General features: G+C 68.7%; 19 protein-coding genes. 12 read left to right on the top strand and 7 right to left on the bottom strand.

Going from position 1 to position 14,993, the window contains the following annotated elements; all coding sequences use genetic code 11:
• Positions 1–2: 2 nt before the first annotated feature.
• From Amac_RS07465 to hypE, 12 genes are read left to right on the top strand one after another with little or no spacing between them, the layout of a single operon-like run.
• Positions 3–1,430, top strand: a complete 1,428-nt coding sequence (locus Amac_RS07465) for a hypothetical protein (protein WP_155353570.1) — start codon at positions 3–5, stop codon at positions 1,428–1,430.
• Positions 1,427–1,918, top strand: a complete 492-nt coding sequence (locus Amac_RS07470; RefSeq protein ID WP_155353571.1) for a hydrogenase maturation protease — start codon at positions 1,427–1,429, stop codon at positions 1,916–1,918. Before Amac_RS07465 ends, Amac_RS07470 begins: the two co-directional genes overlap by 4 nt.
• Complete coding sequence (locus tag Amac_RS07475) at positions 1,911–2,282, top strand: hydrogenase maturation nickel metallochaperone HypA (RefSeq protein ID WP_155353572.1); 372 nt, start codon at positions 1,911–1,913, stop codon at positions 2,280–2,282. The genes Amac_RS07470 and Amac_RS07475 overlap by 8 nt, the downstream gene beginning before the upstream one ends.
• A complete protein-coding gene (locus Amac_RS07480; RefSeq protein WP_155353573.1) occupies positions 2,279–3,307 on the top strand; it encodes an NADH-quinone oxidoreductase subunit B family protein in 1,029 nt (342 codons plus the stop codon). Before Amac_RS07475 ends, Amac_RS07480 begins: the two co-directional genes overlap by 4 nt.
• A 29-nt stretch (positions 3,308–3,336) precedes the next feature.
• Positions 3,337–5,124, top strand: a complete 1,788-nt coding sequence (locus Amac_RS07485; protein WP_155353574.1) for a nickel-dependent hydrogenase large subunit — start codon at positions 3,337–3,339, stop codon at positions 5,122–5,124.
• Complete coding sequence (locus tag Amac_RS07490) at positions 5,117–5,422, top strand: NifU-related iron-sulfur-binding protein (protein ID WP_155353575.1); 306 nt, start codon at positions 5,117–5,119, stop codon at positions 5,420–5,422. Before Amac_RS07485 ends, Amac_RS07490 begins: the two co-directional genes overlap by 8 nt.
• Positions 5,419–5,991 carry a DUF5947 family protein gene (locus Amac_RS07495; protein WP_155353576.1) on the top strand — a complete coding sequence of 191 codons (573 nt, stop codon included), beginning with the start codon at positions 5,419–5,421 and terminating at the stop codon, positions 5,989–5,991. Before Amac_RS07490 ends, Amac_RS07495 begins: the two co-directional genes overlap by 4 nt.
• A gap of 14 nt (positions 5,992–6,005) precedes the next feature.
• Complete coding sequence (locus Amac_RS07500) at positions 6,006–6,215, top strand: hypothetical protein (RefSeq protein ID WP_155353577.1); 210 nt, start codon at positions 6,006–6,008, stop codon at positions 6,213–6,215.
• A 13-nt stretch (positions 6,216–6,228) separates the two neighbouring features.
• A complete protein-coding gene (locus Amac_RS57855; protein ID WP_373869807.1) occupies positions 6,229–6,339 on the top strand; it encodes a DUF6893 family small protein in 111 nt (36 codons plus the stop codon).
• A 6-nt stretch (positions 6,340–6,345) separates the two neighbouring features.
• Positions 6,346–6,618, top strand: a complete 273-nt coding sequence (locus Amac_RS07505; protein ID WP_155353578.1) for a HypC/HybG/HupF family hydrogenase formation chaperone — start codon at positions 6,346–6,348, stop codon at positions 6,616–6,618.
• A 12-nt stretch (positions 6,619–6,630) separates the two neighbouring features.
• A complete protein-coding gene (hypD, locus tag Amac_RS07510; RefSeq protein WP_155353579.1) occupies positions 6,631–7,758 on the top strand; it encodes a hydrogenase formation protein HypD in 1,128 nt (375 codons plus the stop codon).
• Positions 7,755–8,897, top strand: a complete 1,143-nt coding sequence (hypE, locus tag Amac_RS07515; RefSeq protein WP_155353580.1) for a hydrogenase expression/formation protein HypE — start codon at positions 7,755–7,757, stop codon at positions 8,895–8,897. The genes hypD and hypE overlap by 4 nt, the downstream gene beginning before the upstream one ends.
• Here the strand turns inward: hypE and hypF are convergent.
• From hypF to Amac_RS07550, 7 genes are all read right to left on the bottom strand, one after another.
• Positions 8,827–11,160, bottom strand: a complete 2,334-nt coding sequence (gene hypF / locus Amac_RS07520; protein WP_174900146.1) for a carbamoyltransferase HypF — start codon at positions 11,158–11,160, stop codon at positions 8,827–8,829. The two genes, hypE and hypF, sit on opposite strands and share 71 nt — an antisense overlap.
• Positions 11,157–11,795 carry a D-sedoheptulose-7-phosphate isomerase gene (locus Amac_RS07525; RefSeq protein ID WP_155353581.1) on the bottom strand — a complete coding sequence of 213 codons (639 nt, stop codon included), beginning with the start codon at positions 11,793–11,795 and terminating at the stop codon, positions 11,157–11,159. The genes hypF and Amac_RS07525 overlap by 4 nt, the downstream gene beginning before the upstream one ends.
• The gene (locus tag Amac_RS07530) at positions 11,788–12,009 is read right to left on the bottom strand and encodes a HypC/HybG/HupF family hydrogenase formation chaperone (protein ID WP_155353582.1); all 222 of its coding nucleotides are present in this window, start codon (positions 12,007–12,009) and stop codon (positions 11,788–11,790) included. Before Amac_RS07530 ends, Amac_RS07525 begins: the two co-directional genes overlap by 8 nt.
• Complete coding sequence (locus tag Amac_RS07535) at positions 12,006–12,593, bottom strand: D-sedoheptulose-7-phosphate isomerase (protein ID WP_155353583.1); 588 nt, start codon at positions 12,591–12,593, stop codon at positions 12,006–12,008. Before Amac_RS07535 ends, Amac_RS07530 begins: the two co-directional genes overlap by 4 nt.
• Positions 12,594–12,604: 11 nt before the next feature.
• Positions 12,605–12,961: a PadR family transcriptional regulator gene (locus Amac_RS07540; protein WP_155353584.1), complete on the bottom strand. Its 357-nt coding sequence runs from the start codon at positions 12,959–12,961 to the stop codon at positions 12,605–12,607.
• A 171-nt stretch (positions 12,962–13,132) separates the two neighbouring features.
• The gene (locus Amac_RS07545; protein WP_155353585.1) at positions 13,133–13,807 is read right to left on the bottom strand and encodes an alpha/beta hydrolase; all 675 of its coding nucleotides are present in this window, start codon (positions 13,805–13,807) and stop codon (positions 13,133–13,135) included.
• Between the two features lie 782 nt (positions 13,808–14,589).
• Positions 14,590–14,955 (bottom strand): DsrE family protein, encoded by a 366-nt coding sequence (locus Amac_RS07550; RefSeq protein ID WP_155353586.1) that lies wholly within the window; start codon positions 14,953–14,955, stop codon positions 14,590–14,592.
• Positions 14,956–14,993 lie beyond the last annotated feature (38 nt).

Genomic DNA, 14,993 nt, shown 5'->3' on the forward strand with positions numbered 1-14,993 from the left:
TCGTGGCTGTCGAACGCATCGACGCGGTCCCTGGATTCCAGGGTGCCCAGGCGGTCGCCGACGCGATTCTGTACGAGGGCTACCTGCTGTATCCGTACCGGCGTTCCTCGGTGAAGAACCGGGTGCGCTGGCAGTTCGGGGTGCTGCTGCCGGAGCCGTGGGCGAAGGCGAACGGGCTGGCCGACGTGCGCGCGGGCGTGGCGGGTTCGGCCGAGTCGTGGTGGCAGCAGACCGAGTGCCTGGTCAGGGCGTCGAAGGATGTCCTGGTTCACTGCCGGCTGCGGTTTCTGCAACTGCGGCACAGGTCGGTGGAGGAAAGTCTTCCCGATGGCACATATCGTGCGGTCGATCAGGCGGGTACGGCACTGAGCTTTGACGAGGCGGTCGCCCGCGAGTTCGACGTCCACGTGCCCATTGGTGAACTGCTGACCGGCGAGAAGCGGTTCGAGGTTCGGATGCCGGGCGGCGTGGACGTGGAACCGCTTGCCGAGGGCGGGCGGTTGCGGTGGGAGGCGTGGCCGCTGCGGGCGTCGCTCACCCTGTCGATGGTCGCCTGCGATACCTCCCTGTTCAGGCTGCGGGTCCATGTCGAGAACACCGGGCAGACGGCCACGCCGGACGCCTCGCGGGATGAGGCGCTGCGCGCGTCGCTGATCGCCTCGCACGTGCTGCTGGCTGTGCCTGGCGGCTGTTTCGTCTCGCTGCTGGAGCCCCCGGTGGGAGCGGAGGCCGCCGCGAGCGCCTGCGCGAACGTGCGGACCTTCCCGGTGCTGGCCGGCGCCGAGAAGGACAGCGAGGTGGTCCTGTCCTCGCCCATCCTGCTCTACGACCACCCGAGGATCGCCCCGGAAAGCCCAGGCGATCTGCACGACTCGGCCGAGATCGACGAGATCCTGTCGCTGCGGACGCTGACACTGACCGAGGCCGAAAAGCGGGAGGCACGGGCCACCGACCCCCGCGCCGCCGCGATCCTCGACCGGGTCGAGGCGATGCCGCCGGACGTGCTGGCACGCCTGCATGGAACCACACGCCTGCCAGTGCCCGCGTCTTCCGCGCGCCAGGCCGTCGATCCGGCTCGCGAACCCGCTGCCGGCGATCCGGTTCGCGGAGCCCAGGTCTCGTGGTGGAGTCCGGAAGCGGACGCCGCCGTCGCTCCGGAGATCAACAGCGTCATGGTCGGCGACACCCTGGTGCGGCGCGGCAGCCGGGTACGCCTTCGCCCCCGCCTCCGCGGAAGCGACCCCCAGGACATGTTCCTCGACGGCAGGGCGGCCAGAGTCGAAGCCGTACTGCTGGACGTGGACGGCGCTCACCACCTCGCCGTAACCCTGGAGGACGACCCCGGCGCCGACCTGCACCAGTGGTACGGCCGTTTCCGCTACTTCGCCCCGGACGAGGCAGAACCCTTGCCCGACGGAGAACCGGCATGAGCGGCCGGGTTCTCGTCGCGGGTATCGGCAACGTCTTCCTGGGCGATGACGGCTTCGGCGTCGAGGTGGTCAACCGGATTGACGCGTCCGCCCTCCCGTCCCGCGTCGACGTCGTCGATTACGGCATCCGCGGCGTGCATCTGGCGTACGAGCTGCTCAACGGCCGGCACGACACCTTGATCATGGTGGATGCCGTGCCCATCGAGGGCCCGCCGGGCACCCTGGCCGTTCTCGAGGTCGATGACGCGGATGCCGTCGTCGCGGGACCGGTGCCGGTGAACGGGCATGGCATGCATCCGCAGGCCGTACTCGAGCTGTTGCGGAACTTGGGCGGCGGGGTGCGGCGGGTGCTGATCGTGGGCTGCCGGCCCGCGGTGATCGACGAAGGTATGGGCCTGTCCGCCCCGGTTGCCGCCGCCGTTGACGACGCGGTCCGGCTGGTGGCAGATCTGGCCCGACAAGCGGACGTGGAGTGTGCTGATGCATGAGACGGGATTGTGCGACGCGATCGTTCAGGTGGTTCTGGACCGGGCCGATGGCCGGCGGGTGAGCGCGGTCCGGGTCCGCGTCGGCGGGCACGTCGGCGGGCACGAGATCAATCCGGACATCATCGATCAGGGTTTCCGGGTGGCGGCTGCCGGGACGCCGGCCCAGGACGCCGATGTCGAGGTGGTGATCGAGCCGCTGTCGGTGCGCTGCCGGGGCTGCGGCGGCCAGGGGCCCGCCGTGGAGGCGTCGGCGCTGGTCGCCTGCGCGCGGTGTGGCGGCGTCGACATCGAGGTGACGGGCGAAGCCGAGGTCGAGCTGGAGGCGATCACGTTCGCGCACAGAGTTGACGGAGGTGTGACATGACCGGATTCAACGAGATGCACATCCTGTGGATCTCGGAGGGCATGAGCTGCGACGGCGACACCGTCTCGGTGACCGCGGCCTCGCAGCCCGCGATCGAGGACGTGGTCAACGGCCTGGTCCCAGGGCTGCCGAAGGTGCACCTGCACAACAAGGTGCTCTCGCCGACCGTGGGCGGCGAGGACTTCCTGGCGCCGTTCCGGGCGGCCGCGCGGGGGGATCTGGCGCCTTTCATCTTCGTCATGGAGGGTTCCGTCCCCAACGAGAAGATCAACGGGGACGGTTACTGGACGTCGTTCGGCAACGACCCGGTCACCGGCGAGCCGATGCCGGTGAACACCTGGATCGACATGCTGGCCCCGCGGGCGTGGGCGGTGGTGGCCATCGGAACCTGCGCGACGTACGGCGGCATCCACGCCATGGCCGGCAACCCGACCGGATGCATGGGCCTCGCCGACTACCTGGGCTGGGATTTCCGGTCGGCCGGTGGACTGCCGATCGTCAACGTGCCCGGATGCCCGGTCCAGCCCGACAACTTCATGGAGACCCTGACCTGGGTGCTCTACCACGCCGCGGGCAGCGCACCGCCGCCGCCGCTGGACGAGATGCTGCGCCCGCAGTGGCTGTTCGGCCGGACGGTGCACGAGGGCTGCGACCGGGGCGCCTACTACGAGCAGGGCGACTTCGCACGGGACTACAACTCGCCCAAATGCCAGGTGAAGGTCGGCTGCTGGGGCCCGGTGGTCAACTGCAACGTGCCCAAGCGCGGCTGGATGGGCGGGGTCGGGGGCTGCCCGAATGTGGGCGGTATCTGCATCGCCTGCACGATGCCGGGCTTCCCCGACAAGTTCATGCCGTTCATGGACATGCCGCCGGGCGGCAGCCTGTCCACCATGCTGATCAAGCCGTATGGCGCGTTCATCCGGCGGATGCGCGGCATCACCAATCACACGGCCAACAGAGAGCCCCGGTGGCGCCACAACCGTGATGCTCTGACCAGCGGATTCAACCCGCACTGGCGTCCTTAGACAGCAACAGGAGAGACAGGAGCACGGGGATGGTCATGGAGCAGGAAGCCACCGAGGAGGTCGGCAAGCTGGTCGAGATGTCGTGGGATCCGATCACCCGCATCATCGGGAACCTCGGCATCTACACGAAGATCGACTTCGCGAACCGGGAGGTCGTGGAGTGCCACAGCACGTCCTCGCTGTTCCGTGGCTACTCGGTGTTCATGAAGGGCAAGGATCCGCGGGACGCGGGATTCATCACCAGCCGGATCTGCGGCATCTGCGGGGACAACCACACCACCTGCTCGGTGTACGCGCAGAACATGGCCTACGGCATCAAGACCCCCAAACTCGCCGAATGGATCATCAATCTCGGCGAGGCGGCCGAGTACATGTTCGACCACACCCTCTTCCAGGACAATCTCGTCTTCGTCGACTTCTGCGAGGCGATGGTCAAGGACACCAACCCGGGCCTGCTGAAACGAGCCAGGACCACCGAGGCGCCGAACGCCGCCATCCACGGCAAACGCACCATCGCGGACATCATGGAGGCGTTCAATCCGTTCGAAGGGGACATCTACAAGGAGGCGCTGCGCGTCAGCCGTACCACCCGGGAGATGTTCTGCCTGATGGAGGGCAGGCATGTGCACCCGTCGGCCGTCTATCCGGGCGGCGTCGGCACGATGCCCACCCCGACGGTGTTCACCGACTACCTGTCCCGGTTGCTCGGCATCGTGGATTTCGTGAAGAAATCGGTCGCCTTGAACGACGACGTCTTCAACTTCTTCTACGAGGCGCTGCCCGGCTACGAGGAGGTGGGCCGGCGCCGGGTTCTGCTGGGCTGCTGGGGGGCGTTCCAGGATCCCGACGTCGTCGACTACCGCTACGAGTCGATGAACGAGTGGGGCAAGGCGATGTACGTCACCCCGGGTGTGATCGTCGACGGCAAGCTGATCACGACCAATCTCATCGACATCAATCTGGGCATCCGCATCCATCTGGGCAGTTCGTTCTACGACGACTGGGTGGCCGAGGATCCGTTCGTCACCCATGATCCGCTCGGCAATCCGGTGGACATGCGGCACCCGTGGAACCAGACGACGTTGCCCGCGCCGCAGAAGCGTGACTTCAAGGGCAACTACAGCTGGGTGATGAGCCCGCGCTGGCTGGATCCGCGCACCGGCGACCACCTGGCGCTGGACACCGGCGGCGGCCCGTTCGCCCGGTTGTACAGCACGGCGCTGGCCGGTCTCGTGGACACCCCGTACGTCAAGTCGACCGGTTCCTCGGTGCGGATCTCGCTGCCGAAGGGCGACGAGCTGCCGGAGACGACGCTGGAGTGGAAGATCCCGCCCTGGTCGAACGCGATCGAGCGGAACAGGGCCCGGGTGTACTTCGTGGCGTACGCCGCCGCCATGGCCGTCTACTTCATCGAGCAGGCCCTCGGGCGGGTGCGCGGCGGCGACACCAAGGTCTTCCAGGACTTCGAGGTGCCGGACGAGGCGATCGGCGTCGGCTTCCACGAGGCGGTACGCGGGATCCTCTCGCACCACCTGGTCATCCGGGACGGCAAGATCGCCAACTACCACCCGTACCCGCCCACGCCGTGGAACGCCAGTCCGCGCGACGAGTTCGGCACGCCGGGGCCGTACGAGGACGCCGTCCAGGGCATGCCGATCTTCGAGGAGAACGGCCCGGACGACTTCAAGGGCGTCGACATCATGCGCGCGGTGCGCAGTTTCGACCCGTGCCTCCCCTGCGGTGTGCACATGTATCTCGGCAAGGGCCGCACGCTGAAGAAGCTCCATTCGCCCATGTTCGGGGCCGGTCATGGGTGAACGCCTGGACGACCGGACCGTCGCCGTCCGGCTGGAGGTGCTGGAGGAACTGCTCGCCGAGCTGGAGGCGACGGCCGCGGAGACGCCGCTCGACGCCGTCGCCCTGCTCGCCGAGGTGTACGGCGAAGCGCTCGCCCGGGTCATGGAGCGGGCGGAGCCCGAGCTTCAGACGGTTCTGGCGGGAGACGTGCTGCTGGCGCATCTGTTCGCGCTGCACGGGATCCGTTCCGGGCCGGCCGACACGAAGACGTTCATCCCGACGGACGCGCTGCTGCGAAAACCGGAGGTGAGGACGTGACCGTGCTCGATCGGGTGATCAACAGGAAGGTCGTCCGGGAACGGCGGGCCGCCGAGCCGTGCGAGCTGTGCGGTGCTCCCCTGGCGGGCGCGCACGCCCACCTGTACGCGGAGCAGCAGGAACACCTGCTGTGCGCGTGCCGAGCCTGCGCGCTGCTGTTCGAACGCGGCGGGACAAGTCTGGGCCGCTTTCAGCTGGTTCCCGACCGCCGGATCCGGCTCACCGGCCCGGCCGACCTCGGCATTCCCGTGGGTTTGGCGTTCTTCGTGCTGCGCCCGGACGGGGTCGTCCTGGCCCACTACCCGAGCCCGGTGGGAGCCACCCGCTGGGAGCTGGACGCCGACGTGTGGGCGCGCATCACCGGCCAGTACGAGCCGCTGCGATCGATGCGGCCGGGGGTGGAGGCGTTCCTGGTGGCCGTCGTACGCGGCATGGACGAACGGTGGCTGGTTCCGATCGACGACTGCCACCGCCTGGTCGCGCTGGTACGCGGCGAGTGGAAGGGCATGTCCGGCGGCCAGGAACTCTGGACACGGCTGGCCCGATTCTTCGCCGAACTACCTGTCTGAAAGGGAGGACCGATATGGCTGGAATCCGCGTGGGCAAACCCGACGTGGCGCCGGACACGACCGCGCACGTCAAGGGCGTACGCCAGGGGAATCAGCGGCGCGCCCGCCGCTACCAGGCAGGACACCACAAGGACGGCACCGCCGACGCGCGCCGGTCCACGGGTGTGCGGCCCAAGAAGGAGAACCCCATCCTGCCGGTCATGCCGAACCTGCCGCCAGGCTGAGAGGAGGTGTGACATGCGACCGAACAAGAAGATGCTGGCCCTGCTCGGCGGGGCGCTGCTGATCGCGCTGTTCTGGCGGGAACTGCCCGCGATGAAGCGCTACATCAAGATCGAGAGAATGTGACGCAAGATGTGCCTGGGCATTCCCGGCGAGATCGTCGAACTCCTTCCCGGACCGACCGAACTGGCCACGGTCGACGTCGTGGGCGTCCGGCGGGCCATCAACATCGGCCTGCTGGGCGAGCAGGGAGTTCGCCCAGGCGACTGGGTGCTGGTCCATGTGGGCTTCGCCATGTCCAAGATCGACGAAGCGGAGGCGGCGGCCACGCTGGCCCTGCTCACCGGTCTCGGGCAGGCCTATACCGATGAGCTCGAAGCGCTCGCGGAATCAGACATCACCTGAAAGGCGACCGACGTGCGGTTCATCGATGAATATCGCGATGCGGGCAGGGCCAGAATGCTGGCGTCGCAGATCCGGGAGCTCTGCGAACCGGGTCGGCAGTACACGTTCATGGAGGTGTGCGGGGGCCACACGCACACCATCTACAAACATGGGCTGGAGGACTACCTGCCGGAGGCCGTGACGCTGGTGCACGGCCCCGGCTGCCCGGTGTGCGTGATCCCGATGGGACGCGTCGACGACGCCATCGACCTCGCCCGCCGGCCGGGGGTGATCATGACCTCGTTCGGGGACATGATGCGCGTGCCCGGCGGCCAGGGATCGTTCCTGGACGCGAAAGCGGCCGGGGCGGACATCCGCATGGTGTATTCGCCGCTGGACGCCCTGAAAATCGCCCGGATGAATCCGGATCGCACGGTCGTCTTCATGGCCATCGGCTTCGAGACGACGGCGCCGTCCACCGCGATGACCGTGCTGCGGGCCGCCGCCGAAGGTCTTTCCAACTTCTTCGTCTTCTGCAACCACGTGACCATCATTCCGGCCATCAAGGCGATCCTGGACTCGCCGGACCAGCGGCTGGACGGCTTCATCGGGCCCGGCCACGTCTCGACCGTGATCGGCTGCCGGCCGTACGAGTTCATCGCCCGCGAGTACGGCAAGCCGCTCGTGTGCGCCGGGTTCGAGCCGCTGGACATCCTGCAGTCGATCCACATGCTGCTCCGGCAGCTCGCGGACGGCCGGGCCGACGTGGAGAACCAGTACACGCGGGTGGTGCCCTGGGATGGCAACCGCACGGCGCTGGACGTGATCTCCCGGGTGATGGAGGTGCGGCCGTTCTTCGAATGGCGGGGGCTGGGGTTCATTTCGCAGTCGGCGTTGCGGATGCGGGAGGCGTACGCCGCGTACGACGCCGAAGTGCTCTTCGACGTGCCGGGCGTGCGGGTGGCCGACCCCAAGGCGTGCCAGTGCGGGGAGGTGCTCAAAGGGGTGCTGAAACCGTGGGAGTGCAAGGTCTTCGGGACGGCCTGCACGCCGGAGACGCCGATCGGCACGTGCATGGTCTCTTCGGAGGGGGCCTGCGCCGCGTACTACAACTTCGGCCGGTTCACCCGCAGCCGGCACAAGGAGACGAGCCGTACATGACCGCCGACCAGACCGCCGCGTGGGCCGAGCAGGCCATCGCCGAGGCCGCCCACGAGCCCGGATCCGCGCACCCGTCCCGGGAGGAGCAGGTGCTGCTGCGGATCGAACGCGCCCGCCGCCGCAGGCCGAAGGTCAGGGAGGAGCGGATCACCCTGGCGCACGGCGCGGGCGGCAAGGCGACCCGGACCCTGATCGACGCCGTCTTCGTGGACGCCTTCCGCAATCCCGCGCTCGAGCCGCTGGGCGATGGGGCGGTCCTCGACGTCAACGGCGGGCGGCTGGTCTTCACCACCGACTCCTACGTGGTGTCGCCCCTGTTCTTCCCCGGCGGGGACATCGGCGACCTCGCGGTGAACGGGACCGTCAACGATCTCGCGGTGTGCGGCGCGCGCCCGCTCTACCTGTCGGCGGGATTCATCCTGGAGGAGGGATTCCCCGTCGCCGACCTGCGCCGGATCACCGCGTCCATGGCGGCGGCGGCCGCGCACGCGGGCGTCACCATCGTGACCGGGGACACCAAGGTGGTGCAGCGCGGCCGGGGAGACGGCTGCTATGTCACCACATCCGGGGTCGGCGTGCTGGAGCGGGAGATCACCCTGGGCGAGCCGATGGTACGGCCCGGCGACGCCGTGATCGTGTCCGGGCCGATCGGCGAGCACGGCATCACGATCATGATCGCCCGGGGCGAGCTGGACATCGAGGCGGACCTCGCCTCCGACACCGCGGCCCTGCATGACATCGTCGCGACGCTCCTCGACGCCGTTCCGGTGCGCATGCTGCGCGACGCCACGCGCGGCGGGGTGGCGACCGTGCTCAACGAGGTCGCCCAGGCCGCGCAGGTGTCCGTCGTGATCGAGGAACCGGCGATACCGGTGCGTCCGGTCGTGACCGGGGCCTGTGAACTGCTCGGCCTGGATCCGCTGTACGTCGCGTGCGAGGGCAGGTTCGTGGCGGTTGTGGACGGCGATCACGCTGATGCCGCGGTGGCGGCGCTGCGCGGGCATCCGCTTGGTGAGGGTGCCGCAGTCGTTGGGGTGGTTGAGGCGGATCCGGCGGGGCTGGTGCTGCTCAAGACGGCTTTCGGGGGTACGAGGATCGTCGATGTGCTGGTCGGGGATCCGCTTCCGCGCATCTGCTGAGGCGGTCGCGGGCCGCGGCGACTACCGCCTGGCCCAGGGAGATGCCGCCGTCCCCCGGCGGCACCCGGGAGTGGACCAGGACCTGGAGGCCGTGTCGCTCCAGTCCGGACACCACCAGTTCCAGCAGGATGACGTTCTGGAAAACGCCGCCGGACAGCGCGACCGTCTCCAGCCCGGTACGGTCCCGCAGTGATCGCACCGCCCGGACCACGGCGGCGGCCAGCCCGTTGTGGAACCGGGCGGCGATGCGTTCCACGGCGACGCCGGATCGCACGTCCTCGGCGGCGCTGCGCACCAGATCGCTGCCCGCCATGACCAGCAGGTCGCCGTCGTCCACTCGCATCGGATAGGCGCCTTGTTCGGCGGGATCCACGCGGGCTTCCAGTTCGGCCGCGGCCTGGCCCTCGTAGGTGATCACATCGCGGATACCGGCGACCGCGGAGACGGCGTCGAACAGCCGCCCGGCGCTGGAGGTGAGTGGAGAATTCGTTCCGGTTCGTGCCAGCGCGACGGCTGCCGCCCATCGGTCGTGGTGCCGCCGTCGCACCGGGAGATCGGGGACGTCGTCGCCGTAGCCGCGGTCGAGGAAGGCGGCCGCCATCCGCCAGGGCTGCCGGATCGCCGCCGCGCCGCCGGGCATCGGCACCGCCTCCAGGTGGCCGGCCCGGTGAAAGGTCGTGAGGTCGGCGATGAGGAGCTCGCCGCCCCACAGGGTGCCGTCCGTGCCGAAGCCGAGGCCGTCGAACGCCACCCCGATCACCTGGCCGGCGTACCCGTTGTCGGCTAGGCAGGAGGCGATGTGGGCGTGATGGTGTTGCACGCCTACCAGGTCAGGTTCGTGCTGTTCCATGGCGTATTTGGTGGAGAGGTACTCCGGGTGCAGGTCGTGGGCGATCACGGCGGGGCGTACCCCGAAAATTCTGCAGAAGTGGTCGATGCCTTCGGTGAAGGACCGCAGGGTCTCGTAGTTCTCCAGGTCGCCGATGTGGTGGGAGACGAACGCCTGGACGCCCTTGGCGACGCAGAAGGTGTTCTTCAGTTCGGCTCCGCAGGCGAGCACCGGGCGGGGGAACGGCCACGGCACGGTGATGGGCGCGGGCACGTAGCCACGGGAACGGCGGATCGGCAGCTCCCGGCCGCGGTAGACGCGGATGAGGGAGTCGTCGGCGCGTACGTGGATGCGCCGGTCGTGCAGCAGGAACCCGTCGGCGACGGAGGACAACCGGCGCAGGGCGTCCTCGTCGTGGCAGGCGATCGGCTCGCCGGAGAGATTTCCGCTGGTCAGCACGAACGGACGGGCGGTCTGCCCGGCCAGTAGGTGGTGCAGCGGCGTGTGCGGCAGCATCACCCCCAGGTCGCGGCTGCCCGGGGCCACCGCCTCGGCGATGGCGGCGTTCTCGCGCCGGGGAGCCAGCACGATGGGGCGGCGGATGCCGGTGAGGAGCCGTTCCGCCTCGGGCCGCAGGTGGACCAGCGCTCCGGCCGCGGCCAGATCGGGCGCCATCACGGCGAAAGGACGGACCTCCCGGCGTTTGCGGGCCCGCAGCACGTCGACGGCTCGCGCCTGGTCGGCGAGGACGGCCAGGTGATAGCCGCCGAGTCCCTTGACCGCCAGGATGCGACCCTGGCGAAGCCACGTCACCGCCGTCGTGATCGGATCTCCCGGCACAGGGAGGCCATCCGCCCCGAGCAGGCGCAGGGCCGGGCCGCAGGACGGGCAGCAGACCGGCTGCGCGTGGAACCGCCGATCCTGGGGATCGCGGTATTCGCGCTCGCACGCGGCGCACATGGCGAAGTCGGCCATCGTGGTGGTGTGCCGGTCGTAGGGGACTCCGGTGACGATGGTGAAACGCGGTCCGCAGTTCGTACAGTTGGTGAACGGGTGGCCGAAGCGGCGGCAGGCCGGGTCGACCAGCTCGGCCAGGCAGTCGGCGCATGGCGCGGTGTCCGGCGCGACCAGGGCTTCGCGAAGCGCGCCGCCTTCGCTGGCGACGATACGAAACCCCGTCTCCCCCGTTGGATCCGTCGCCTCGACGGTCACCTGGTCGACGATCGCCAGCGGCGGGGCCTGCTGGCGCAGCGCGGCGACGAAGCCGTCCAGGTCCGGCCGGTGCCCTTCCGCCTCGATGAACACGCCTCCGGCGTCGTTGCCCACGAAACCAGCCACGCCGTGCTCGCCTGCGAGTACGCACACGAAAGGACGGAACCCGACCCCCTGCACCAGCCCATGGACCCGGACCCGGATGCGCTCCACGCCGGTCATCGGAGTGCGGTCAGCTCCCACAGGACGTGATAAAGCGTGATCTGCGCTTCCTGAATCCGGTGTACCGACGTGGACGGCACGACGAACAGATGGTCGGCCAGGTCGTCCCGCGCCATCGTGCCGCCGTCGTAGCCGACGAGACCGACCGTGAGCATGCCCCGCCTGCGTGCCTCCGCCAGGGCGTTGAGGACGTTGGCCGAGCCGCCGCTGGTGGACAGGCCGACCGCGATGTCACCGCGGCGGCCGAGGGCGGCGAGCTGCCGGGCGAAGACCAGGTCGTAGCCGACATCGTTGGACAATGCCGTGAGCACGGCCACGTCCTGAGCGAGGGAGATGGCCGCGACCGGACGCGTCCCCGCCAGCGGATTGGCGAACGTCTGCGCGATGTCCTGCGCGTCGGTGCTGCTGCCTCCGTTACCGAAGGTGAACAGCCGCGCGCCGCCGTCGATGGCCGCGGCCATCGCCTGGGCGCAGGCGACCAGCCGCTCTCCGTGCAGGTGGGCCAGCGACCGGCGCAGCGTGCCGATCTCGGCGATCTTGTCCTCGGTGGATCGGCGCAGCTGCGTTTCGTCTGGCTCGGCGAGGCCCGCGTACAGGAAGGGGTAAAGGGTCTCCAAGCCGCCGGGCTCACTCATGGGCTTCCCCCTCAAGTTGTACGGCGATGGCCTCCTTGGCGTGAACGAGCACGATGTCACCGGGCCGGGCGTCCACCAGGGCCACGCTGATCTCCTCCGGGCCGGACTCGGTGTCCACCATCGCGAGGCCGTCGGGCAGCAGCCGGTTCACCCGGCGGGGCAGGGCGACGTCGGAGCAGGTGACGCAGATTTCGGGGCGGTCTTCGCCGGTCATCGGGCGGCCGCCGGGTCGGGTTGCTCGATGAAGACGTGCACCAGCTCCCAGAGGAGGTGGTAGATAGTCACGTGAACCTCCTTGACGATGAGCGGATCGGCGGAGCGTGCGACCAGCAGGTGATCCACGGCGGGTGTGTCCCGTTCGCTTTCGCCGGTGAGCGCCACGGTGAGCAGGCCGAGCTCGCGTGCCGTGTCCAGGCCGCGCGACACGTTGGCGCAGACGCCGTCGGCGGAGATGCCGATGGCGATGTCATCGGGGGCGGCCAGCAGCCGGAGTTGGGCGGCGAAGATGTCGTCCAGCCCGTCGGTTCTGGCGATTCCCGTCACGAGCGCGACGTCGTTGGTCAGTGAGACGGCGGGAAGCGCCTGTTTGCCGACGATGACGGGGTGGACGAACTCGACGGCGACGTGCTGGGCGTCGGTCGCGGATCCCCCGTTGCCGAATACGATCAGCTTTCCGCCCTGCTGGAATCGCAGCGCCATGTCCCGGCAGGCGTGCAGGATTCGGTCTGCGTCCTCGGACAGGGCGGTACCTGGACTTACCCGGCGTTCGAAGGCGGCTGTCACGACGCTCTCGTGCATGGCGGACCTTTCTATGTGTACTGCGCAGTCGGGACGGCCGGGGTGATCCGCCGCCAGCGGGTCAGGCAGGACTCCACCACGTTGCTGAGTTGCGTCAGCCGGGCCATCCAGGTCTCCAGCGCGGCCATGCCGGTCGCGGTGAGTTCGTAGCGCCGGCGGGCGGGTCCTGTCGCCGAGGCGACCCAGGTGGAGGCCAGCAGGCCTTCTCGCTCCAGGGCGCGCAGGACCCGGTAGATCTGACCGGGTTCCATGTCATCGGCTCCCAGCAGGGAAAGGCGCTCGATCAGGTCGTATCCGTGGGCGGGGCGTTCGCAGATCAGGAGAAGCAGGAAGGGGTGGAGGAGGCTACGGATCTCACTACCGGGCATGGCGCTCCTCCTCGCGGGACCACTCGTTGGTGACCTGCATCAACTAGGACGGTAGGCGCCGTGATACCGGTGTTCACGGCGCGCGCGCGGCACTTGTGGCAGTCATCGCCCGCTTAAGGGGAGAAATTGGCACCCCGCCCTGAACGCCCCGTCTCGCGTGCGTCCCGCTGTCTACAGCGTCGTCCAGTAGGTGTGGAGGCGGTCGGCGAGTTCGGCTGGGCGGCTCAGCATCGGGTGGTGGCTGCCGGGCATGACGTCGGGGGTGATGCCGAGCCGGTCCTCGGTGACGGTGCGCATGAATTCGAGGGGGAAGAAGCGGTCGTCGGCGCAGATCAGGGCGCGGGTCGGGACCTTGGGCAGGGCGTTTCCCGGCCAGACGGCGTTCGCTGACGTGTCGGCTTGGTCCCGGCTGTCCGCCAGTGCGGCGTCAGCGAGATCGCGGGGGACGTCGTGGAGGAACAGCGCGTACACATCGGGGTCGGGGCCGTGGCGGAGGTTGCTCTCGGCGAGGGCCGTCGCGTGGTCGGTGTTCTGCCACCAGTCAGTCGGGCGCTCACCCGGACGGGGAATCATCCCGGCGACGAAGACAAGCAGGTCGACCGCGATCCGGTCGCAGACGAGCGGCGCGGTGAATCCGCCGAACGAATGCGCCACCACGACCAGGTCGCGCTGATCGCCGACGGCCTCGACCACGGCGTCGGCATACTCCGCCAGACCCGCCGTCTTCTCCTCATACGGCAGTTCGACCGCGACGGCGCTGTGACCGCGCTCGCGCAATTCCGCCGCCAGCAACGACCAGTAACCCGGTCCGGAACCCCCACCGGGGATCAACACGAAGGTAGCCATAGACCACTACTACCGGTTCCCACCGACAATCCTGGGACGGGCACGTGGCGGTTGCCGGCGATCGCGAGCACGGGCTGGTGTAATTCGCGGAGTCGGCGCATCGGGAGCGCCCATTGGATGGCCTGGTCACACGAATTATCAAACGACGGTGTGGCTTGCTAGCCCTGCATTCCGCACGCGACCACCATTGACCTGGGGCGATCACCTAAGGTGCTGGATCTTGTATAGCAATTGAGCTGCAACGATGCAGCATGTGCGGAAACGGGGCTAGCGGAGGTGGCTCAGCGTGTCATCTGTCCGGATTCGCGGTGGGCGACCCATTGCGACCACGGTGTTCATGGAGAGATGACATGCAGTTCTGGCCGTTCCACCGTCATCGCTGGCGGGAGATCGAGCGAATCGGGACGGTTGCTACTAGTTGGTGTCCCTGCGGCAAGACCAAGACGCGAGTTGGCAAGGTCGTTCCGGAACGATCCAGGAAAGTCCTGCCCGCGAGCCCGGGCAGCCACGACCACGATCCGGCGCGGAGCATCGTCTGGGATTTGATCGTCCGGGATGTGGAGGACGTTCGGGGTCGGGAGCCGGAAAGTCCGGTGATCTGAAACGCGAAAGGTCACGCACGTGGTGCGTAGCCCGGGGTCGGGAGCCGGAAAGTCCGGTGATCTGAAACGCGAAAGGCTACACACGTGGTGCGTAGCCCGGGGTCGGGCCGCTCGGAGGCGACGGCGGCCCGGGGGTGTTTTGCCTTTGACCTGCGCGATGGGCGTCGCGCGAAAGTCGGATCAGTAGCTGAAAGTGGTCGCGCCCTCGTCACCGATCCACTGCCACATGGGGACGGTGCCGCCGAGTTCGGCGTTCTTGATGAGCGTGTTCTTGTCGAGCTTGCGGGCGTCGAAACAGATCGGGCAGACCAGATACTTGCCACCGGCGGCCTCGTACCGGGCGACCAGGTCGGCCAGCGGCGGGCAGCCCTCGCAGGCGACGGCGTTGGCCACACCCTCGGTGGCCAGGCGGGAGGCTTCCTTGGTGAGGAACATGAGCGTGGGGCGGCCCTGCTCGGCCGCGCCGAGGGCGACGAGGAAGGCCACGGTGACGCGCTCAGGGTCCTCAAGTCCCGTGATCAAGCTGATGACGGCCTTTCCGGCCATAAGGAACTCCTAGAGTGGATCGGGTTGGTTTGTCACCC

Origin of the sequence: Acrocarpospora macrocephala (genome assembly GCF_009687865.1) — a bacterium.
Taxonomy (GTDB): Bacteria; Actinomycetota; Actinomycetes; order Streptosporangiales; family Streptosporangiaceae; genus Acrocarpospora; species Acrocarpospora macrocephala.